We start from the raw sequence: 21,181 nt of genomic DNA, 5'->3' as shown, positions 1-21,181 counted from the left end.
GTGTGATTTACGATGACGAGCCTCTCTCCGGCCCTGGCCTGGAAAAAATACCTGACCCTGTGTAAGCCGAATGTGGTCCTGGAAATGCTGTTTACCGCAGTCGTGGGGATGCTGCTGGCGGTGCCCGGCATGCCGCCGCTCGATACCCTGGCTTACAGCGTCGCCGGAATCGCTTTGGCCGCTTCTTCGGCCGCTGCGATCAATCAGTTTATCGACCGCAAGGCCGACGCCGTGATGCGCCGGACCGAAAACCGGCCGCTGCCGAAAGGCGAATTGACTGCTTCGCAAGTGATCGCGTTCGCCGCGGTCCTCGGCATCGCGTCGATGGCGCTGCTGGTAATTAAGGTCAACGTGCTGACCGCGGTGCTGACCTTCGTGTCGCTGTTCGGCTATGCGTTCATTTACACCGTCTACCTGAAACGGCTGACCCCGCAAAACATCGTGATCGGCGGCGTTTTCGGAGCGACTCCGCCGCTCTTGGGCTGGGCCGCGATGACCAACCAAGTGCATCCGTACGCGCTGCTTCTGATGCTGATCATCTTCGTCTGGACGCCGCCGCATTTCTGGGCGCTCGCGATCGCTCGGCGCGAAGAGTACGCCAAAGTGAACATCCCGATGCTGCCGGTAACCCACGGCAACGAATTCACGCGCCTGCAGATCCTGCTCTATACGCTGCTGCTTTTGATCGTAACCTTACTGCCTTATTTGACCGGGATGACCGGCCTGATTTACCTCGCCGCCGCACTGCTCCTGGGGCTGGGGTTCATTTATCTCGCCATCCTGATGATGCGCCGGAAGGACAACAAGACCGCCATGCAGACTTTCGGCTATTCGATTGTCTATATTACCGTGCTGTTCGCGGTATTGCTGCTCGATCATTACGTGATGATAAAACCATGACTTTTTCGCACCATTTGCAAACCTCCACGCCCGAACACCCGTTCGCCGAAACCATCCGGATTCTCGGCAAAGGCAAACACGGCTCGCGACCCTTAACCCGGGAAGAAGCCTACCGGGCGATGCGGATGATCCTGGCGGACGAAGTGCTGCCGATCCAGCTCGGCGCCTTTCTGATGCTGATGCGGGTGAAGGAGGAAACGCCGGAAGAGCTGGCCGGGTTCGTGCAGGCCGCGCGCGAATCGTTCGATGTGGGCGACACGCAGAATCTCGTCGATCTGGACTGGTCGACCTACGCGGGCAAACGCCGGCATCTGCCCTGGTATTTATTGTCGGCGCTCCTGCTTGCCGAAAACGGCGTAAAGGTCTTGATGCACGGCGCCAAGGGACCGGCGGCCGGGCGGCTTTATACCGAAGACATGCTGGCTGTTCTGGGGCTTTCGCCCGCGCAATCGATCGCCGAAGCCAAACAACAGCTGGCCGAGCGTTCATTCAGCTATCTGTCCTTGGAAAATTTCTGCCCGAAACTGCACGAGATCATCGAGCTGCGCCCGATTCTGGGCCTGCGCTCGCCGGTGCACACGCTGGTGCGGCTGCTGAACCCGCTCGACGCCGATTACAGCATTCAAGGCATCTTCCATCCCGGCTACCGGCCCGTGCACCAGCTCGCCGCGCAGTTATTGCAACAGCCGCACGCCGCCGTGCTGAAAGGCGAAGGCGGTGAGACCGAGCGTAACCCGGACATGAGTTGCCTCGTGCAAAGCGTGCATCGCGGCGAATTGCTCGACGAGGAATGGCCGGCCTTGTTTGCGAAACGCCATGTGAAACCCGAAGCGCTCGATCCGGCGCAACTGGCGAAGGTGTGGCGGGGCGAGACCGAAGATGAGTTTGCCGCTGCCGCGATCACCGGCACCGCGGCGGTGGCGTTAAAACTGCTCGGCAAAGCGGATACGCAGGAAGCGGCGCAGCAGTTGGCGATGGATTTCTGGCATCTCCGCGCCAAAGACCGGTTTTAATGCGAATTAAGCGCTGCATCAGCGTTGCCCCATCCACTATTTGCAGAGCAAATCCCCCCTGCCCCCCCTTTTTTCAAAGGGGGAATGTTGCCGGCAGACTCGCTCTCTTTTCAAAGGGAGATGTCGTTTTAGCCGCTGTTGAAGCGACTCCTGCCCTCGCATCCCCTTTGACAATGCCGCTTCTCCTCCTTTCTCAAAGGAGGGCAGGAGTATTGACCACATCGATAACGGATAACGTTTGACAGGGCTGCCGCTTTCCCCCCTTTGAAAAAGGGGGGCAGGGGGGATTTTAAATTAGACTGCGTTCACAGAACTCCGATGCTTGAGTTCTGCAGGATGTATATATTAACGACGAGACGTGCGCCACGGAAATGCTGTAGCCGCCCCGCGGAACACCGTTGATTCCGCTTCGCTTACGGCAAAACGATGCGGCGCTGATGGAACGCATCCGCAGTCGGCTGGTTGGTGATGGTCAGCATTGCGGCTTCGGGAAGTTCTTCGCGGATCAGGCGCAGCATCTCGACTTCGCCGCGCGGGTCCAGCGAATCGAATGCCTCCTGCAACAGTATCCACTTGGGACGATCCAACAATAACCGTACTGCGCCCAAGCGCTGCTGCTGCTCGCGGCTCAGTGCAGTTTCCCAGTTTTCGACGCCATCCAGTTGCTCCTGCAACTCGCCAAGGCCGACTTTGTTCAGGGTTTCTTTAAGCTTCGCCGTACTGAAATCGTCCGGCCGGTGCGGATAACAGATCGCCTCCCTGAGCGTGCCGCTCGGCAGATAAGGACGCGGCGGCATGAAAAACATCGGTTCGTCGTCCGGCAGTTCGATCCGCCCGCTGCCCCACGGCCAGAGTCCGACAATTGCCTTGAACAATCTTGCGCCGGTAGCAGTATTGCCGTTTACCAGGACGCGTTCAAACGGCTTGACTTCCAAATCGATACCTGACGCGATCACTTCGCCGTCCTGCTTAGTGAGGCAAAGATCATGCACACTCAGAACCGGTAATTGCGACTTGGACAGACAGATTCGATCTTGCCCGGCACAGGCGATTTCCTCTTCCAGATGGCTCAGCGCCTGTACCAATCCCAACACGCGGTCCGCCGACGCGCGCCAGTTGGCAACCGCAGCCATGTTATCGACCGGCCAGGACAACGCCGAAGCCATGTGCTGAAAGGCCTGCGCCGACTGCATCAAGGCGCCGAGCGAAATAGAGCCCAATACATAACGCGGCGCGGAAACGAGAATCGGAAAGGCCATCGACAGCACCGAATAGCCGGAAGTGAACATCATGATATCCCGCCAGGCCAGGGTTTGCCGGTCGTAAGCCTCCGAAATGGCTTCAAACAAGGTTTTGAAGCGTTCTTTTTCGTTGCCTTCGCCATGAATCAGCGCAATCGCCATCGAATTTTCGCGGGCCTTGACCAATCCGAAACGGAAATTCGCTTCCACCGTTTGCCTTACATTGGTCGCGCTGACCAGGGGCCGTCCGACCCACCAGCCTAGAACGGAAGCGCCTATCGCATAAATGATGGCAATCCAGACCAGATGGCCGTGAATCTCAATCTCCGTCCCGGCCAGAGTGAAAGTCAACGTACCCGAAAGCGTCCATAAAATCTTGGTGAAGCTGATCAGCAGTAAAAGGCTGTAGAACAGCGAATGCAGCAGTTGAATCGCTTCTTCGGTCACGATGCGAATATCCTCGGCGATACGTCCGTCCGGATTATCGTGCTCGCCCGGCATAAAGATGACCTGATATTGCTTGCCATGGTCCATCCATTTCGAACTGACCCGCTCGGTCAGCCAGCGGCGCCAGCCGATCTGCAGGCTGCGCTTGACCGTCAGGTGCTTCGAAATGATCAGAATGCCGGCCACGAAAATCAACACCAAAAGACCGATCTGTTTCAGGAGCCCCGTCATTGAATGCTGCTCGAGCGCATCGAAAAGATCCGCGCTCCAGGCATTGATCAGGATCGCCATCGCGATCTGCAGGATGGTGAGCAGAATCAGCGCCAGGGCCTGCTTACGGATGACGGCCTTGTCTTCAGAATTCCAGTAGGGGCCTGCCAGCGCGATAAACTGTAGAAAAAATCCCTTGGCGTTATGCATAGGTTATTCTCTGTTTTGGAGTAAAAATTATGGCGTTTAAGCGTTAAGGATAGGCTATTCTCCGATACTCGCCAGTTTTGCTCCCAGCAGACCCATTGAAGCGCATTAGCCCGCGATTGTAATTGAATTTTTACTTTTAAAGAAACTCACTGAAAAAACGGCGCCGGAATCCCTCATCATCAGCATCGGCAAGATGCAATGCATAAAATATTAGGCCGGAGAAGGGCCTGATCATCCGGCACGGCTCCGCCAATCTTTCAGGATGGAAGGTGACAACTCAGCCAGTCGCGCACGCCCAAACCTGCGTGCAGGCCGGTGGCGAAACAGGCCGTGAGCAGATAACCGCCGGTGGGCGCCTCCCAATCGATCATCTCGCCCGCGACAAAAACGCCGGGCAGCGCGGTAAGCATGAGGTTGGGATCGAGGCTGTCAAAGCGGACGCCGCCGGCGGTGCTGATCGCTTCGGCGAGGGGAAAGGGTGCGCGTACCGTGATGGGTAAGGCCTTGATCGCCGCCGCGAGCGCGGCCGGATCGGTAAACTGTTCCTTGCTGAGTACCTCATGCAGCAGGGCCGCCTTGACCCCGGCAAGGCCGAGCCTGCTTTGCAGATGGCTGGATAGCGACCGGGACCCGCGCGGCCGGCCGAGTTCGGCTAGGATCCGCTCCGCGCCGCGTCCCGGCGCCAGATCGAGCGAAAAGGTGGCGCTGCCGTGGGCATTCAGGCAGTCGCGCAGCCGCTGCGAAAACGCATAGATCAGGCTGCCTTCCACGCCGTGCGCGCTGACTACCATTTCGCCTTGCCGCCGCTCGGTGCGGCCCTGCGCATCGGTGAATGTCAGCGCGACCGACTTCAGCGGTGCGCCGGCGAATTTGTCGCGCAGATGCCGGCTCCACGCCACCTCGAAGCCGCAATTCGCGCTTTGCAGCGGCTCGATTCCAACGCTCCGCCCTTGCAGCCACGGCACCCAGGCGCCATCCGACCCCAATTGCGGCCAGCTGGCGCCGCCTAAAGCCAGCACCGTCGCCTGCGGCTTGATCGCCACTTCACCCTCCGGATTGGCCAGCCGCAAGGCACCGTCTACATCCCAGCCCAGCCAGCGATGACGCACGTGGAAACGCACGCCGGCGCTGCGCAGGCGATGCAGCCAGGCCCGCAGCAGCGGCGCGGCCTTCATCTGCGTAGGAAAGACGCGGCCCGAACTGCCGACGAAGGTCTCGATACCGAGTCCATGCACCCACCCCCGCAAGGCTTCGGGCGGAAACCGGTCGAGCATGGCTTGCAGCTGCGGCCGGCGATCGCCGTAGCGGGCGCAGAAGGCGGCATAGTCTTCGCTGTGGGTGATATTCAACCCGCCGATGCCGGCCAGCAAAAACTTGCGGCCGAGCGACGGCATCGCGTCGTACACATCGACCTGTACGCCTGCAAGACTCAACGCTTCGGCAGCCATCAGCCCGGACGGGCCTCCGCCGATAACGGCAACTTGGGGAACAGTATTTTCGGACATGGCAGGCTGTTAAAGGTTGAAAAGCCGGGCATTTTAACCCAAATATCGCAGTTAAAAATTCGGACGCGCGAATAATCCTTTTAGGCCAATGAAATACGGAAACTTAACACTTGTACGGTAAGCGTTCCACCTGATCGCCTGCCCCAATGTCCTGAGAAACAGACGATCCCCTATTGTTTGTGGAGACGCAGTGATGGCGCTATCGGCCGATTGGATCAAGCTACCTCAAAACGTTCAATCTAAAAAAACAGCCGGTCGACGGAACACACCAAAATCACAAAAAACTTCAGTAAGTTATTACTTATATCTAAGTTATTGCTTATAAAAGCGGCGCTCTGCGGCTAATCAATCCGCACAGACTATTACTTTGATTTATTTAGTATTTTTCGTTATTTTCGTGAACGAGCCACGGTTTTAAAATCCAATGGAATGTCTGTACCCAGCCTTTTCTTGCATAGATCGTGATTTACCCTTCCCAGGTATGGATACTTTATTTACCTATTCTCTATCTCTAACTTATCCATTATTTCGGGTATTGCAATACTCCCAATATTTTATACTTGAATTGCCGACTGACCTCGGTGACAGGGAGAGCGAACGCAAGCAAGGAGAGGCAAAAACATAACGATAGCGATTATTAAAGGATTTTTTATACATGACATATTTAGCAATCATCGAACCGACTCGGACTGGTTTTACGGCTTATAGCCCCGATATTCCCGTATGTTCGGTGAAAGGAGCAACTAAATACGATGCACAAGAAGCATTGAGGAAAGCCATCGCAGGACATATTGAACGTATGAAAGCATTAGGGCTAGAGATCCCGAGGAGTCAATGCACAGCAGCTCGATTAAAACTCCCTAAATAGATAGCGACACGAAATAATGACGCTTTTTTTCAGCGTAAAGTTATTGCAGTAACTAATGTCAATAATTTATTCAAAATCTTAGCTGGATGCGGCATTTTATGCTTATTTCCAGTTGATTCTCCAGGAAAAGCCAAGGTGACTCATCCAGCTGATTCATTGATTTTATACTCTTCGCCGCCTAATCGCCCGGCTTGAGCCTACGACAGATTCTCGACGTTGAATATTATCAACAACCGTTTTCTGAAAATATGACAATACATTTTAAAAATAATGTATTGCGATAACTCCCGGCACCTGCCCAGCGATTCTCGTAAGCTCCAAAAGTATTCAAGTTGAGCCTGGATTAAGCCCCGCGTTTATCGAACCATGAACGAAATCAACCCCGACCGTTCGACCTGAACGCTGGTCCCGCCGGACAACCGATGGATTTAATGATCTGCCCCAATCCCGTATAGCGGCCTCAGCTCGAACATTTCGATCCCGCAACGGAGGATGCCTTAATGCCGGCAGAGCGCTTCCGGAGCGACTTGCTCCACTGCTTGAAATCGTCCAGATAGGTATAAGCCACCGGGATCACCAGCAGGCTGAGCAAAGTGGAAGTCACCAGGCCGCCAATCACGGCAACCGCCATCGGGCTGCGGAAGGAGGCGTCCGCTTCGCCCGCGCCGACCGCAATCGGCAGCATGCCTGCCCCCATCGCAATGGTCGTCATCACGATGGGCCGGGCGCGCTTGCGGCAGGCGTCCAGCAGCGCCGCCGGCCGGGACATGCCGTGATCGCGGCGGGCAACGATCGCATATTCGACCAGCAATATGGAGTTCTTGGTGGCGATGCCCATCAGCATGACCAACCCGATCAGGGACGGCATCGAAAACGCCTTGCCGGTCAGCAGCAACGCCACGAAGCCGCCGCCGAAAGACAGCGGCAGCGCCGCCAGGATAGTGATCGGCTGCAAAAACTCTTTGAACAGCAGCACCAACACGATAAAGATGCACAGCACGCCGGTGAGCATGGCCAGACCGAAACTGGAAAAAAGCTCCGCCATCATTTCGGCATCGCCGATATTGATCTGCTTTACCCCGGCGGGCAGATTGCGGATGCTCGGCAGGTTTTGCACCGCCTCCGCCACTTCGCCCAGGGGCAGCCCGGAAAGTTCGACCTCGAAATTGATGTTGCGCGAGCGGTCGTAACGGTCGATCACCGCCGGCCCGCTGGATAGCTCCAGGCTGGCTACCTGGCTCACCATCACCGATCCCGACCCCGTCTTGAGAGACGGCACCGCGAGCCGTGCCAGCACCGACAGGTCGCTCCGTCCGCCCGCAGCCAGCTTCACCACCACCGGCACCTGACGCTGGGCGAGGTTGAGCTTGGGCAAAGACCAGTCGTAATCGCCCAGCGTGGCGATGCGCAGCGTCTCCGCGATCGCGGTGGTGGTGACGCCCAGATCGGCCGCGCGGGCAAAATCGGTCCTTACCGCAATTTCCGGCCTGACCAGCGCGGCGCTGGACGCAATGCTGCCGAGACCGGGAATGGTCCGAAGGTCGCGCTCCACGTTGCGGGCCGCGGCACTTAACGCCTGCGGATCGTTGCCGCTCAGCACCAGGATGTATTTCTCGCCCGAGCCGCCCAGGCCGACCTTGGTGCGTACGCCGGGCAAATCTTGCAGCGCCCGGCGAATGTCCTGCTCGATCGCCTGCTTGCGCACGGGGCGGTCCTGACGATTAGCCAGCAGGATCGTCAGCGTGGCTTTGCGCACTTCGCTGCCTTGCGAGGCCGCAAAAGGATCGCTGCCGGCCGAACCGCTGCCGATGGTGGTGTAAGTCGATTTCACGTACGGCACGCCCGCCACCAGGTGCCGGGCGGCTTCCGCCGCCGCCCGGGTTTGTACCAGGCTGGCGCCGGGCGGCAATTCGACGAAAACCTGGGTCTGCGGAATGTCGTCGGGGGGGATGAAACCCTGGGGCAACAACGGAATCAGAAACAGGGACCCGATGAAAAACGCCGCCGCAGCGATCATCGTCGTCGGGCGGTGCTGCAGACACCAGGCAGCGAGCTTCATATAACCCCGCATCAGGCGCCCTTCCGACGGCTCTGCATGGCCGCGACCCTTCAACAGATAGGCCGCCATCATCGGCGTGAGCATCCGCGCCACCACCAGAGAAGCCAGCACGGCCAGCGCCGCGGTCCAGCCGAATTGCTTGAAGAAGCGTCCGGCAATCCCGCTCATGAAGGCCGTCGGCAAGAATACCGCCACCAGCGCGAACGTGGTGGCGACCACCGCCAGGCCGATCTCGTCCGCCGCCTGCATGGCCGCCTGATAGGGTGTTTTGCCCATGCGCAAGTGGCGCACGATGTTTTCGACTTCGACAATCGCATCGTCCACCAGAATGCCGACCACCAGGGACAAGGCCAGGAGGGTGACCCCGTTCAGGGAAAAGCCGAAATAGTTCATGCCCCAAAAGGCCGGAATGATCGACAGCGGCAGCGCAACGGCGGAAACGAAAGTCGCCCGCCAGTCTTTTAAAAACAGCCAGACGACCAGCACGGCCAGCAGGGCGCCTTCGTACAGCATGGTCATCGAACCGCGGAATTCTTCCCGGGCCGGGGTGACGAAATCGAAGGCCTCGGTAAACTCGATATCCGGATGGGCAGCGCGCAACTCGGTCAATGCCTTTTGCACGCCGGCGCCCACCTCCACGTCGCTGGCGCCGCGGCTGCGCGTCACTTCGAACGCCACCACCGGTTTGCCGTTGAGCATGGCCAGGGAACGGGGCTCGGCCACCGTATCGTCGACGGCCGCGACCTGGTCGAGCCGAATCCGGCGGCCGTCCGCCAGCGCGATGGGCAAAGGCCGCATTTCTTCAACCGAGGCAACATTGGCCAGGGTACGCACCGGCTGCTCGCCGCTGCCGAGGTTGGCGCGGCCGCCCGCGCTTTCCCGCTGGATTTCGCGGAGCTGCCGGGAAATATCGGCAGCCGTTGCGCCCAGCGCCTGCAATTTGACCGGATCCAGGGCAATGGTCACTTCCCGGCTGACACCGCCCACCCGGTTCACCTGGCCCACGCCGGCTACGGTGAGCAGTTTTTTGGCGACGGTGTCTTCCACGAACCAGGACAATGCTTCGTCGTCGCGCTGCGAGGACGCGACAGTAAAGGCCAGAATCGGGGAGCCGGCCACATCCAGCTTGGTGACGACCGGATCGCGCAGATCGCCCGGCAGGTCGGCGCGCACTTTGGAAACGGCCGAACGCACATCGTCCAGAGCTTCCTGGACGGGCTTTTCGAGCCGGAATTCGGCAGTGATCGTGACGCTGCCGTCCTGCACTTTCGTGGTGACGTGTTTCAGGCCCTGCAAGGTGGCGACGGCGTTTTCGATTTTCCGCGCCACCTCGGTTTCCAGCTGCGACGGCGAGGCGCCGGGCAGCGAAGCCGATACGGTTACGGTAGGCAGGTCCAGATCCGGCATGTTCTGGACCTTCATCAACCGGAAACTCAATATTCCCCCGAAACTCAACAGCACGAACAGCATCAGCGCCGGCATCGGGTTGCGGATACACCAGGCGGAGACGTTCATGGCTGCACCACCTTTACCGTATCGCCGTCGGCCAGAAAGGCGGCGCCGCCGGCTACCAGGCGATCTTCCGGTGTAATCCCCGAGAGAATCTCGAAACTGTCGCCGTTCCTCTGGCCCAATTGCACCTTCACCTGCGAAACTTTGGCCAAATCGCCGTTTTGTTCGCCCAGTCTGAATACATAGCTGAAGCCTTCGCGTAGGGAAAGCGCAGTTTGAGGCACCGTGAGGCCGGCCTTGGTGCCGATGTCGAATTCGCCGCGGGCGAACATTCCCGCGCGTAGGCCATGCTCCGAGGCATCCGGTAAATCCACGTAAACCAGGCCATTGCGGCTGTCTTCATCAAGGGTCGGCGCCAGCGCGCGGACTCGCCCCTGCAATCGGCCGACATTGGGCACCTCGACACTGGCAGCCATGCCGACTTCGAGCTGCGCCATTTCGGCGGCGGTGACTTCCCCCCGCCATTCCAGCCGATTTTGCCGAATCAGGCGAAACAATTCCTGCCCTCTTGCCGCTACCGCGCCCAGGGTGGCGCTACGGGATGAAATCACGCCGTCGTCGCTGGCCGGCACTTTGGTGTATTTGAGACGCAAGAGCTGCGAATCCAGCTGCGCTTTGGCCGATTGCACCTTGGCCTTGGCGGTTTTTTCGCCGGTAAGGTACTGGTTCACCTGCTGACCGCTTAATGCCCCGGAAGCCATGATCTGCTTCGCCCGTTCGGCATTGTCGCGCGCATCGGCCAGATTCGCCTCGGCCTCGGCGAGTGCCGCGCGGCTCTGGGCGACATCGGTCAATACGCTCTCGTCGGAAAAAACCGCCAGCACCTGCCCTTTCCTGACCCTGTCCCCCACCTGCACATTGATCTCGGTCAACCGCAGGTCGCTGATTTCGGAGCCGATCACCGCCTCCTGCCAGGCGGCAATCGAACCGTTCGCGTTCAGTTTCATGGCGATATCGCGCAGGACCGGCTGGACGACCGTCACACTGAGTGCGGGCTTGGGCGCGGCAACCGTGTCTGCGGCAGGCTGGTTACTGCGTCCGCCGATAAAAACGCCTAAACCGATCAATACGCCTAGGGCGACCAGGAACACCCTCGTTTTACCTTTTGTCATGATTTACCTTCGGTGAAACCGACTTGCCGATCTAAAAAACCGCTCCGGTTTTTGGGGAGTGCCGAGGCGGCCGCGCCGCTTTTCCCCGAATCCTCATTCCCGTCCCAACTGCCCCCGGCGGCGCGGTAAAGGGCGATCCAGGCGCTGACCCGCTCCTGTTCCAACTCTTTGAGCGCCATCTCGGCGGATAAAAGGCTGCGCCGTGAGGTCTCGACGTCGAGCAAATTGCCCAGGCCGACGTCGAAAAGCTGTTGGACCGCCTGAAAATGGGCGCGATAACCGCTGACGGCCTGTTGCGCCTCGGGCAGGCGCCGGTTGGCGCTGTCCAGGCGCACCAAAGCGTCTTCCACTTCTTTTACCGCCGTGCGCACCTTGCTGCGGAATTGACTTTCTGTCGCCTGGTATTGGATTCGCGCCGCCTCTACATCGGCCGCCCGTTTGCCCGCATCGAACAGCGGCAGACTGAGCGTCGGGCCGATGGACCAGGTTTCCGCGAGAAAAAACGCCGCTCCGTTCATGTTTTGCAAGGTCGGCGTGATGTTTCCGGACAGGCTCAATTTTGGAAACCGTTTGGCCTGCTCGACGCCGATTTTGGCGCTGGCTTCCGCCATATCGCGTTCGGCGGCGGTCAGGTCGGGCCGCTGCATCAGCACGCGCGCCGGCACGGAACCGATTCGGAAGGCCGGCGGGCTGGGCAGCTTGGCCAGATGCTCCGGAACTCCTGTCAGTAATTGGCGTACTTCAGTTTCCGGCAGGCCGGTCAGGGCAACCAGGCCTTTTATCGAGCGTTCGCATTCCGTTTGTTGCCGCAGCAACGTTCTGTTGCCTTCGGCGGCACTGGCGTTCGCCAGCGCGACGTCGCTCGGCGCACGGAATCCGGCCCGGCCTGCGATATCCGAAAGGCGCGCCGATTCCCGGCGCGACTCGGTGTCGGCCTTTACGATTTGCACTTGCGCTTCGCAATAGCGATACGCCAGATACGCATCGGCGACTTCGACCGCCACCGCCACCCGGGCATCGTGCCAGGCGGCGTCTCTCGATTCCAGCTGGCTGCGCGCCGCCTCTTCCTGGCGGGCCAGGCCGCCGAACAAGTCGATTTCCCAGCGGGACTGGAGCCCGAACGGGAACTGGTTCCAAATGAACGGTTCGCCCCCGAAGGACGCCGAGGAGCGCGTGGCGCCGCCGCTAAAGTCTATACTGGGCAATAAGGCCGCATCCGCGCTGACCAGGTTGGCTCTGGCCTGCTCGATGCGCGCCTTGGCATCGGCAACGGTGGCGCTCACCTGCTGGGCGGACCCCAAAAAACGGCTCAGCACAGGATCGTTAAAACGCGCCCACCAGCGGTTTAATTCCGCCGGCTCGCCCCGGTGGGCAACGGGCAAATGATCGTCGCCGGGCATGGGCGCCTGCCAACTCGCCGCTGCCGGCACTGGTGCCTTTCGGTAATCGGGGCCCACCGTGGCCAGCAGGCCGCCGAAGCCGCAGGCCGACAGCAAAAACGGCAGCAAGCCCGGAAAGAGCAGCCGCAGATGCTTATATCTCACAACCGGCCTCCTGCGCCCGCCGCCGGGCCTCGCCTTCGATCATCGAAACGGCATAACCGGCCAGACGTTCCGCCAGCACATCGATCGCGTTCGGACCGGTCAATACCGGCGGCGAAATAGCGGAAACGACATCCTGGCCCACATAAAAATGCACCGCCATGCCGATGATCGCAAAAGCCAGCCGATGCACATCCACATCGACATCCCGAAGCCGCAAATGCGCCTTGAGCAGCGCCACCAGTGCTTCATGCTGCGGCTTGATCTCCGCATCGATTTCCTGCTGCCAGGCGCCGGTCGGCTCGATCATCTCCCGAAAATGCAGCTTCATCACCAGCTGGAATTCCTCGCCCTTTTTCAACGGTTCGAGAAATTCCCGGAACAGCCGGCCCAGCGCTTCGGCCAACGGGAGGCTTGAATAAGCCTGAAGATCGGAGTGACAGGGCGCGTCGCCCAGCGGTTCAGTGAAGGCGGCCCGGTAAAGGCCCGCCTTGTCGCCGAAATAGTAGCGGATAGCCGAAATATTCGCCCCCGCCGCTTCGCAGATTTCGCGGGTAGTGGCCGCCTCGAACCCCTTCTCGGCAAACAGACGCAATGCCGAGCTGACGAGTCGACTGCGCGCATCATGAAGTTCTGTTTCGATATTTCTGTTTCTGGCCATGCCGCCCCGGTAAATTGCTCGAAAATAAATCAATCGATTGATTTAATATCATAGCAACCGATGAACGGGTTGGCAATCCAGTGAACGACTCAGGGAAGATTTATGACGGGACAGAGCGGACGTTCCCCAAAACACCGTCGAATATCCGCCATGGCTTTCTACATGGCTGAGCATTCGCCCGGCTTTCGCCATGATACAGCCGGATATTGCGTCTTCGATTCCGCCGTGTGCCCATGAGACTGCACACGTTTACCGGCCGTTTCGAGTTACAATAGCCACACCAAAATAAAAGCCGAACCTCTGAAGGATTGGCGTATTCTTTGCTTCGGTCCCCGGTTAAGGTGCTGCATGATGAAAAAATGCCCTGCTTGCGGTCATGAAAACCCGCTTCCCGAGAAGAAATGCCCCAAATGCGGGAGTTATTACTCGAAAATCATCGAGCTGATCGATCAGGAAGCCGCTGCCGAAGAGGAACAAACGTTCCGCGGCCAATGCCGGCGCATCTTTCAAACCGGCAATGTCAAGCTCGCGCTGAAGGCCGAAGTAAAACGCTGGTGGGCCGGGCTTGGCGGACGCGCCAAATTTACGCTGTTCGTGATCTTCGTGTTCGTGTTTGCGCTGGTGGTTTCGGTATTGTAAGGCCTTTGCCCGAAATGGGCATCCAAGCTATTGATTTTGTTTTTTCTTTAAATTTATGGAGTTTTGAATGCATTTGGTGACCTTGATAAAAGGCGACGGTATCGGCCCTTCGATTATGGATGAGGCCGTCAAAGTAATCGACGCGTCAGGCGCAAAGATTCAATGGGAAGAAGCGCACGCCGGCCTCGGCGCGCACGAAAAATTCGGCACGCCGCTGCCCGACGAAACGATGGCATCGTTCGACAAGACCCGGGTCGCTTTCAAGGGGCCGTTGACCACAATTGTCGGCTCCGGCTTCCGCAGTATCAATGTCGCACTGCGCCAGAAATACGAACTGTATGCCAACGTCCGCCCTGCCAAGAGCTGGGCCGGCGTCAAGACCCGCTACGACGACGTCGATATCGTGATCGTCCGCGAAAACACCGAAGGCCTCTATGCCGGACTCGAGCATTACCTGACTCCCAAAAAGGACATCGCCGAAAGCCTGGCGGTCGTCACGCGGAGCGGCTCCGAGCGGATCATCGACTATGCGTTCAAATACGCGCGCGAGAACAACCGCAAAAAGGTCACCGTCTGCCACAAGGCCAACATCCTGAAATATACGCAGGGTCTGTTTCTGGACGTCGCCCGCGAAACCGCGGCGCGCTATCCGGACATCCAGTTCGACGAAAAGATCATCGATGCGGCCTGCATGCACATGGTGATGGATCCGAAAAAATTCGATGTAGTCGTCTGCACGAACATGTTCGGCGACATTCTGTCCGACCTGACTGCGGGTCTCGTCGGCGGCCTGGGCCTGATTCCGGGCGCGAACATCGGCAACGATGCGGCCCTGTTCGAAGCGGTGCACGGCAGTGCGCCGGATATCGCCGGCAAAAACATCGCGAACCCGACCGCGGTAATCATGGCCGGCGCGATGATGCTGAGCCATCTCGGCGAACCCAAAGCGGCGAACCGGGTGATCAAGGCAGTCGAAAAAGTCGTCAGCGAAGGCAAGCATGTCACGCCGGATTTGAATCCCAACTCCAAGACCGGCACAATCGAGATGGGCAATGCGATCGTCGACGCGATGGAATGAACGCAATAGCTAAGTTGCTGTCAGAACAGATGAAATTTGCCGGCTGAAGCATTCTCCGGCCTTGGAGAATGCTCCCGCGCCATCCCGAACAGAGGAAGCCTTTGATGCTAGAACAATACCGTAAACACGTTGCCGAACGCGCCGCCGAAGGCATCGTGCCGAAGCCGCTCGACGCCGCTCAAACCGCCGCACTGATTGAACTGATCAAAAATCCCCCGGCGGGCGAAGAAAATTTTCTGCTGGACTTGCTTGCCAACCGGATTCCGGCCGGCGTCGACGAGGCGGCCTACGTGAAAGCCGGATTCCTGACCGCGATCGCGAAAGGCGAGGCGACCTCGCCGATTCTGTCACCCACTGAGGCCACCCGCCTGCTGGGCACGATGCTCGGCGGCTACAACGTCGCACCGTTGATCGACTTGCTCGACCGTCCCGATCTCGCGCCGATCGCGGCAAAGGGGCTGTCGCATACGCTGCTGATCTTCGACGCGTTCCACGATGTACAGGCCAAGGCGGAAGCCGGCAACGCCTTTGCGAAGCAGGTGCTCCAGTCCTGGGCCGAGGCGGAATGGTTTACCGCGAAGCCGGAAGTCCCCGAAAAACTGGCCGTGACCGTGTTCAAGGTGACCGGCGAAACCAATACCGACGACCTGTCGCCGGCGCCGGACGCCTGGTCGCGCCCGGACATTCCGCTGCATGCGAAAGCGATGCTGAAAATGCCGCGCGAAGGCATCACCAACGCGCCGGAACAGATCGCCGAACTAAAAAAGAAAGGCTTTCCGGTCGCCTATGTCGGCGACGTGGTCGGCACCGGCTCGTCGCGGAAATCGGCGACCAACTCGGTGCTCTGGTACATGGGCAACGACATTCCTTATATTCCGAACAAGCGTGAAGGCGGCGTCTGCATCGGCGGCAAGATCGCGCCGATCTTCTTCAACACGATGGAAGATTCCGGCGCGCTGCCGTTCGAATGCGACGTGACCGGCATGGCGATGGGCGATGTGGTCGACATTTATCCGTACGCAGGCGTGGTGAAGCGCCACGATAGCGGCGAACTCGTCTGCACGTTCGAACTGAAGACCGACGTGCTGCTCGACGAGGTCCGTGCCGGCGGCCGGATTCCGCTGATCATCGGCCGCGGCCTGACCGACCGGGCGCGGAAAGCGCTGGGCCTGCCGCCTTCGACCGCCTTCCGCCGTCCGGGCGCGGTACAGGACAGCGGCGGGGGCTTCACGCTCGCCCAAAAAATGGTCGGCCGCGCCTGCGGCGTCGAAGGCATCCGCCCGAACACTTATTGCGAGCCGCACATGACCACGGTCGGCTCGCAGGATACGACCGGGCCGATGACCCGCGACGAACTGAAAGATCTGGCCTGCCTCGGCTTTTCGGCCGACCTGGTGATGCAGTCGTTCTGTCATACCGCGGCCTATCCGAAGCCGGTCGACGTGGAAATGCAGCATACCCTGCCCGACTTCATCATGAACCGCGGCGGCGTTTCGCTGCGTCCCGGCGACGGGATCATCCATTCCTGGCTGAACCGGATGCTGCTGCCCGACACGGTCGGCACCGGCGGCGACTCGCACACCCGCTTCCCGATCGGCATTTCGTTCCCGGCCGGCTCGGGGCTCGTCGCGTTCGCGGCCGCGACCGGCGTCATGCCGCTGGACATGCCCGAATCGGTGCTGGTCCGCTTCAAGGGCACGATGCAGCCCGGCATCACGCTGCGCGACCTGGTCAATGCAATTCCGTACGTCGCGCTGCAGAAAGGCCTTTTGACGGTCGAGAAAAAAGGCAAGAAAAACGTGTTCTCGGGCCGGATTCTCGAAATCGAAGGGCTGCCGGACCTGAAGGTCGAACAGGCGTTCGAACTGTCCGACGCCTCGGCCGAACGTTCGGCCGGCGGCTGCACGATCCGGCTGAACGAAGCGCCGATCCGCGAATACCTGAACTCGAACGTCACGCTGTTGCGGTGGATGATCGCGGAAGGCTACGGCGACAAACGCACGCTCGAACGCCGGATCAAGGCGATGGAAGACTGGCTGGCGAATCCGGTGCTGCTGGAGCCCGATCCGGATGCCGAATATGCGGAGATCATCGAGATCGATATGGACCAAATCAAGGAACCTCTGCTGGCCTGCCCGAACGATCCGGACGACATCAAGCCGCTGTCGGCAGTCGCGGGGACTAAGATCGACGAAGTCTTCCTCGGCTCGTGCATGACCAACATCGGCCATTTCCGCGCCGCCGGCAAACTGCTCGACCAGCAGAAAGGCGACCTGCCGACCCGGCTCTGGGTGGCTCCGCCGACCAAGATGGACCAGAACCAGCTGACCGAAGAAGGCTATTACGGCGCGTTCGGCAAGGCCGGCGCACGCATGGAAATGCCCGGCTGCTCGCTGTGCATGGGCAATCAGGCGCGGGTACGCGAGAATTCGACCGTGGTGTCGACTTCGACCCGTAACTTCCCGAACCGGCTCGGCAACGGCGCGAACGTGTTCCTGGCCTCGGCCGAACTCGCGGCGGTCTGCTCGATCCTCGGCAAGATTCCGACCGTCGACGAATACATGCAGTATGCCGCGCAAATCGGCAAAACGGCAGACGATACCTACCGCTACCTGAATTTCGACCGGATCAAGAATTACCGGGAGAAGGCGGACAAAGTCGCGCTAAATGCGTAGCCCATCGGTGAAGCAGAAATCGTTCCCACGCTCCGGCCTGGGAACGATCAATAATTGCCCGGTTTGAGATTGGAGGCGCTGCAATCCTCTTTCATGCTTAAAAAATTCCTGAAGAAAACCCGACCGACCTCTCCCCTGCCCGACCTGTCGGGCGAACTCGAACGGCGCTATTTCGAGCTGATCGACCACGCCCAAATTCAATACGATGCCGCTCAGCACGGCGTACTGGCGCACCTGCAGGATCTGCTGAACGACCTTGTCGCGCATGCCGCGCACGCCGCCAAACCGGCACCGCAGAGATTTTTCTCTCCCCGCCTGCCCCGGTGTAAAAGCCTGTACATCTACGGCGGCGTCGGCCGCGGCAAATCGATGCTGATGGAATTGTTCTTCGAAACCTGTCCGCTGCCGCAAAAACGGCGCGTGCATTTCAACACGTTCATGACCGAGGTGCACCGCTTCGTGCACCGCTGCCGGCAGGAAAAAACGCCCGACGCGCTGCCCGTACTGGCCCGGCAAATCCGAAAATCGACCCGCCTTCTCTGCTTCGACGAATTCCATGTGACCGACATTGCCGACGCGATGATCCTGGGCCGGCTGTTCAGCAAATTGTTCGAACTCGGGGTCGTCACCGTGATGACTTCGAACCGCCATCCGAACGATCTTTACCAGGGCGGCCTGCAGCGCGAACAATTTCTGTTCTTCATCAAAGTCCTGCAGAAAGAGGCCAATATCCTCCAACTGGCGGCTAAAAAAGATTTTCGCCTGCGCCATCCGGAGGCTCCGAAAACGACCTATTCCTATCCGCTGGACGAACAGGCTGATGCGTTTCTCCTGCAAAGCTATAACGAACTGACGCATTTCGCCGCCATGCGGCCTGTCGAGCTGCCGGTCTTCGGACGCACTGTGCGCCTGAACGCCGCTCATCGCGGCGTCGCCTACACTTCGTTCGAGGAACTGTGCGTCCAGCCTTTGGGCGCGGCGGATTACATGAAAATCGCGAGCGAATTCGGCACGGTCCTGATGGCGAACATTCCCAAGCTGACCGCCGCCTACCGGAACGAAGCCAAGCGCTTCGTGACGCTGATCGATGCGCTCTACGAACACAAGGTCAAACTGATCTGCACCGCCGAAGCCCCTCCCCGGGAATTGTATCTGGAGGGCGACGGCGCCTTCGAATTCGAGCGTACGGTTTCGCGGCTAATGGAAATGCAGTCCGAGGCCTACCTTCATAGCTCGCATCTTTCCGCTGCCGAATATCCCGAGCGATTTTTCGACGAAGGCTGACTGCGCAGCAGAGCTATCCGCAAACCGCCAAAAAAGAGTAGAATAAGAGATTTTAAACCGTATTCGGCTTTTGCCCGTTAGTATCCCATGCATACAAAATACAAAACCGACGACCTGAGAATCTGCGAAACGAAGGAAGTCATCGCACCGTTTCAGGTTCACGATGAAATGCCGATTACCGACGAAGCGGCCGAGACCACCGCAAGAGCGCGCCAGGAAATTCATCACATTCTGACCGGCGAAGACGACCGCCTGTTGGTGGTAGTCGGCCCCTGTTCGATCCACGATCCGATGGCAGCGATCGATTATGCCAAACGCCTGAAGGAACTCAAGGACGAACTGGCAGAGGACTTGCTAATCGTGATGCGAGTCTATTTCGAAAAGCCGCGTACCACCGTCGGCTGGAAAGGCCTGATCAACGACCCCGATATCGACTCCAGCTTCAACATCAATAAAGGCCTGCGCATCGCGCGCCGCCTGCTGCTCAATGTCGCCAGCCTGGGCATGCCGGCCGCAACCGAATACCTCGATCTGATCAGCCCGCAATACATTTCCGACCTGATCGCCTGGGGCGCGATCGGCGCGCGCACTACCGAAAGCCAGGGGCATCGGGAACTGGCCTCCGGCGTTTCCTGTCCGATCGGATTCAAGAATTCGACCGACGGCACGATCAAGATCGCGATCGACGCGATCGGTGCTGCCATGAGCCCGCACCACTTCCTGTCGATGACCAAGGGCGGTCATTCGGCCATTTTCTCCACTACCGGCAACGAAGACGTCCATATCATCCTGCGCGGCGGCAACAACCAGCCGAACTACGACGCGGTCAGCGTCGAGAAGGTCGCGGAAGGTTTGATCGCCGCGAAGCTCCGGCCGAACATCATGATCGATTTCAGCCATGCGAACAGTTTGAAGCAATGCCAGCGCCAGCTGATCGTCGGCGAAGATGTGGCCGCACAGGTTGCCGGCGGCGATCACCGAATCATGGGCGCGATGATCGAAAGCAATCTGGTTGCCGGCAAACAGGATGTCGCACCGGGCAAACCTTTGATCTATGGCCAGAGCATCACCGATGCCTGCATCAGTTTCGAGGATACCGCACCGCTGTTGCGCAAACTGGCTGAAGCCGTGCGCGCGCGCCGGTCATTTGATAACAAAAGAGTTAACGCATGAATATCATTATCAACGGTTCGGCGCGCGAATGCGCCGAACACAGTACGGTCGCCGCACTGATTTCGGAGCTGGAATTGACCGGTAAAAAAATCGCGGTCGAGCTGAACCGGGAGATCCTGCCTTACGACCTATACGCCGCCCAGGAACTGAAAGACGGCGACCGCATCGAGATCGTGCATGCGATCGGCGGCGGCCAGGACGATACGTTCGTGATCGCAGGCAAATCCTACCGCTCGCGCCTGCTGGTCGGCACCGGCAAATACCGGGATCTCGAAGAAACCCGGCGCGCGACCGAAGCCTCGGGCGCCGAGATCGTGACCGTGGCGATCCGCCGCACCAATATCGGCCAGAACAAGGACGAGCCCAATCTGCTCGACGTGATTTCGCCGGATAAATATACGATCCTGCCGAATACCGCCGGCTGTTATACCGCCGAAGAAGCCGTCCGTACCTGCCGCCTGGGCAGGGAGCTGTTGGGCGGCCATAAACTGGTCAAGCTGGAAGTGCTGGCCGACCCCAAAACGCTGTTCCCGGACGTTGCGCAGACCTACGTCGCGGCCGAGCAGCTGGTCAAGGAAGGCTTCGACGTCATGGTGTACACCAACGATGATCCGGTGGCCGCGAAACGACTCGAAGAAATCGGCTGCGTCGCGGTGATGCCGCTGGCGGCGCCGATCGGCTCGGGCCTCGGCATCCGCAATCCGTATAACATTTTGACGATCGTCGAAAACGCCAAAGTGCCGATTCTGGTCGACGCCGGCGTCGGCACCGCTTCCGATGCGGCGATCGCGATGGAGCTCGGTTGCGACGGCGTATTGATGAATACCGCGATCGCGGCCGCGAAAAATCCGGTGTTGATGGCCTCCGCAATGAAGAAAGGCATTGAGGCCGGCCGCGAAGCCTTTTTGGCGGGACGAATGCCGAAGAAACGTTTTGCTTCCGCCTCTTCGCCGCTGGAAGGGCTGTTTTTTTAATCTCTCTTTTTTGCAGAATGGCAGGGTATGCTCGACTGCACGGGCGCAGGAGGTACGACCCCATGGATGGGGGGGGAAG

Annotated in this window: 15 protein-coding genes; 9 read left to right on the top strand and 6 right to left on the bottom strand. The window is 59.2% G+C overall.

Going from position 1 to position 21,181, the window contains the following annotated elements; all coding sequences use genetic code 11:
• The first annotated feature begins 12 nt into the window (after positions 1 to 12).
• Positions 13 to 900: a heme o synthase gene (gene cyoE, locus JJL52_RS18260; RefSeq protein ID WP_202053928.1), complete on the top strand. Its 888-nt coding sequence runs from the start codon at positions 13 to 15 to the stop codon at positions 898 to 900.
• Entirely contained in the window at positions 897 to 1,913 is a 1,017-nt protein-coding gene (locus tag JJL52_RS18255) for a glycosyl transferase family protein (protein ID WP_202053927.1), read from the top strand. Before cyoE ends, JJL52_RS18255 begins: the two co-directional genes overlap by 4 nt.
• Positions 1,914 to 2,326: 413 nt before the next feature.
• Here JJL52_RS18255 and JJL52_RS18250 read toward each other — a convergent pair whose 3' ends face one another.
• Positions 2,327 to 4,021: an ABC transporter ATP-binding protein/permease gene (locus JJL52_RS18250; RefSeq protein ID WP_202053926.1), complete on the bottom strand. Its 1,695-nt coding sequence runs from the start codon at positions 4,019 to 4,021 to the stop codon at positions 2,327 to 2,329.
• Between the two features lie 257 nt (positions 4,022 to 4,278).
• On the bottom strand, positions 4,279 to 5,526 hold the full coding sequence (locus tag JJL52_RS18245; protein ID WP_202053925.1) for a TIGR03862 family flavoprotein: 1,248 nt from the start codon (positions 5,524 to 5,526) through the stop codon (positions 4,279 to 4,281).
• Between the two features lie 655 nt (positions 5,527 to 6,181).
• Between JJL52_RS18245 and JJL52_RS18240 the strand changes: the two genes are divergently transcribed.
• Positions 6,182 to 6,394, top strand: a complete 213-nt coding sequence (locus JJL52_RS18240) for a type II toxin-antitoxin system HicB family antitoxin (protein WP_202053924.1) — start codon at positions 6,182 to 6,184, stop codon at positions 6,392 to 6,394.
• Between the two features lie 460 nt (positions 6,395 to 6,854).
• On the opposite strand, the gene JJL52_RS18235 is transcribed toward JJL52_RS18240, so the two are convergent.
• From JJL52_RS18235 to JJL52_RS18220, 4 genes are read right to left on the bottom strand one after another with little or no spacing between them, the layout of a single operon-like run.
• Positions 6,855 to 9,968: an efflux RND transporter permease subunit gene (locus tag JJL52_RS18235; protein ID WP_202053923.1), complete on the bottom strand. Its 3,114-nt coding sequence runs from the start codon at positions 9,966 to 9,968 to the stop codon at positions 6,855 to 6,857.
• Positions 9,965 to 11,077, bottom strand: a complete 1,113-nt coding sequence (locus tag JJL52_RS18230; protein WP_202053922.1) for an efflux RND transporter periplasmic adaptor subunit — start codon at positions 11,075 to 11,077, stop codon at positions 9,965 to 9,967. Before JJL52_RS18230 ends, JJL52_RS18235 begins: the two co-directional genes overlap by 4 nt.
• Positions 11,074 to 12,621 carry an efflux transporter outer membrane subunit gene (locus JJL52_RS18225; RefSeq protein WP_336885088.1) on the bottom strand — a complete coding sequence of 516 codons (1,548 nt, stop codon included), beginning with the start codon at positions 12,619 to 12,621 and terminating at the stop codon, positions 11,074 to 11,076. Before JJL52_RS18225 ends, JJL52_RS18230 begins: the two co-directional genes overlap by 4 nt.
• Positions 12,611 to 13,279: a CerR family C-terminal domain-containing protein gene (locus JJL52_RS18220; RefSeq protein WP_202053921.1), complete on the bottom strand. Its 669-nt coding sequence runs from the start codon at positions 13,277 to 13,279 to the stop codon at positions 12,611 to 12,613. Before JJL52_RS18220 ends, JJL52_RS18225 begins: the two co-directional genes overlap by 11 nt.
• Before the next feature lie 351 nt (positions 13,280 to 13,630).
• On the opposite strand from JJL52_RS18220, the gene JJL52_RS18215 reads away from it, so the two are divergent.
• From JJL52_RS18215 to thiS, 6 genes are all read left to right on the top strand, one after another.
• Positions 13,631 to 13,918 carry a hypothetical protein gene (locus JJL52_RS18215; protein WP_202053920.1) on the top strand — a complete coding sequence of 96 codons (288 nt, stop codon included), beginning with the start codon at positions 13,631 to 13,633 and terminating at the stop codon, positions 13,916 to 13,918.
• 67 nt (positions 13,919 to 13,985) lie between these two features.
• Positions 13,986 to 14,996, top strand: coding sequence for an isocitrate/isopropylmalate dehydrogenase family protein (locus JJL52_RS18210; RefSeq protein WP_202053919.1), 1,011 nt, complete (start codon positions 13,986 to 13,988; stop codon positions 14,994 to 14,996).
• A gap of 104 nt (positions 14,997 to 15,100) precedes the next feature.
• The gene (gene acnB, locus JJL52_RS18205) at positions 15,101 to 17,671 is read left to right on the top strand and encodes a bifunctional aconitate hydratase 2/2-methylisocitrate dehydratase (RefSeq protein WP_202053918.1); all 2,571 of its coding nucleotides are present in this window, start codon (positions 15,101 to 15,103) and stop codon (positions 17,669 to 17,671) included.
• A gap of 93 nt (positions 17,672 to 17,764) precedes the next feature.
• A complete protein-coding gene (gene zapE / locus JJL52_RS18200) occupies positions 17,765 to 18,955 on the top strand; it encodes a cell division protein ZapE (RefSeq protein ID WP_202053917.1) in 1,191 nt (396 codons plus the stop codon).
• A gap of 87 nt (positions 18,956 to 19,042) precedes the next feature.
• The gene (locus tag JJL52_RS18195; protein WP_202053916.1) at positions 19,043 to 20,128 is read left to right on the top strand and encodes a 3-deoxy-7-phosphoheptulonate synthase; all 1,086 of its coding nucleotides are present in this window, start codon (positions 19,043 to 19,045) and stop codon (positions 20,126 to 20,128) included.
• The gene (gene thiS, locus JJL52_RS18190) at positions 20,125 to 21,102 is read left to right on the top strand and encodes a sulfur carrier protein ThiS (RefSeq protein ID WP_202053915.1); all 978 of its coding nucleotides are present in this window, start codon (positions 20,125 to 20,127) and stop codon (positions 21,100 to 21,102) included. Before JJL52_RS18195 ends, thiS begins: the two co-directional genes overlap by 4 nt.
• The last annotated feature ends 79 nt before the right edge of the window (positions 21,103 to 21,181 follow it).

It is taken from the genome of Candidatus Methylomicrobium oryzae (genome assembly GCF_016745425.1).
In the GTDB taxonomy this organism is placed as follows: Bacteria; Pseudomonadota; Gammaproteobacteria; order Methylococcales; family Methylomonadaceae; genus Methylomicrobium; species Methylomicrobium oryzae.
Note: the sequence above shows the minus strand (reverse complement) of the source record. Positions and strands in the feature narration are given on the sequence as shown.

Excerpts from the sequence above, each read along its gene's own strand:
- cyoE (WP_202053928.1), top strand. The coding sequence starts at position 13 with ATGACGAGCCTCTCTCCGGCCCTGGCCTGGAAAAAATACCTGACCCTG.
- JJL52_RS18255 (WP_202053927.1), top strand. The coding sequence starts at position 897 with ATGACTTTTTCGCACCATTTGCAAACCTCCACGCCCGAACACCCGTTC.
- JJL52_RS18250 (WP_202053926.1), bottom strand. The coding sequence starts at position 4,021 with ATGCATAACGCCAAGGGATTTTTTCTACAGTTTATCGCGCTGGCAGGC.
- JJL52_RS18245 (WP_202053925.1), bottom strand. The coding sequence starts at position 5,526 with ATGTCCGAAAATACTGTTCCCCAAGTTGCCGTTATCGGCGGAGGCCCG.
- JJL52_RS18240 (WP_202053924.1), top strand. The coding sequence starts at position 6,182 with ATGACATATTTAGCAATCATCGAACCGACTCGGACTGGTTTTACGGCT.
- JJL52_RS18235 (WP_202053923.1), bottom strand. The coding sequence starts at position 9,968 with ATGAACGTCTCCGCCTGGTGTATCCGCAACCCGATGCCGGCGCTGATG.
- JJL52_RS18230 (WP_202053922.1), bottom strand. The coding sequence starts at position 11,077 with ATGACAAAAGGTAAAACGAGGGTGTTCCTGGTCGCCCTAGGCGTATTG.
- JJL52_RS18220 (WP_202053921.1), bottom strand. The coding sequence starts at position 13,279 with ATGGCCAGAAACAGAAATATCGAAACAGAACTTCATGATGCGCGCAGT.
- JJL52_RS18215 (WP_202053920.1), top strand. The coding sequence starts at position 13,631 with ATGAAAAAATGCCCTGCTTGCGGTCATGAAAACCCGCTTCCCGAGAAG.
- JJL52_RS18210 (WP_202053919.1), top strand. The coding sequence starts at position 13,986 with ATGCATTTGGTGACCTTGATAAAAGGCGACGGTATCGGCCCTTCGATT.
- acnB (WP_202053918.1), top strand. The coding sequence starts at position 15,101 with ATGCTAGAACAATACCGTAAACACGTTGCCGAACGCGCCGCCGAAGGC.
- zapE (WP_202053917.1), top strand. The coding sequence starts at position 17,765 with ATGCTTAAAAAATTCCTGAAGAAAACCCGACCGACCTCTCCCCTGCCC.
- JJL52_RS18195 (WP_202053916.1), top strand. The coding sequence starts at position 19,043 with ATGCATACAAAATACAAAACCGACGACCTGAGAATCTGCGAAACGAAG.
- thiS (WP_202053915.1), top strand. The coding sequence starts at position 20,125 with ATGAATATCATTATCAACGGTTCGGCGCGCGAATGCGCCGAACACAGT.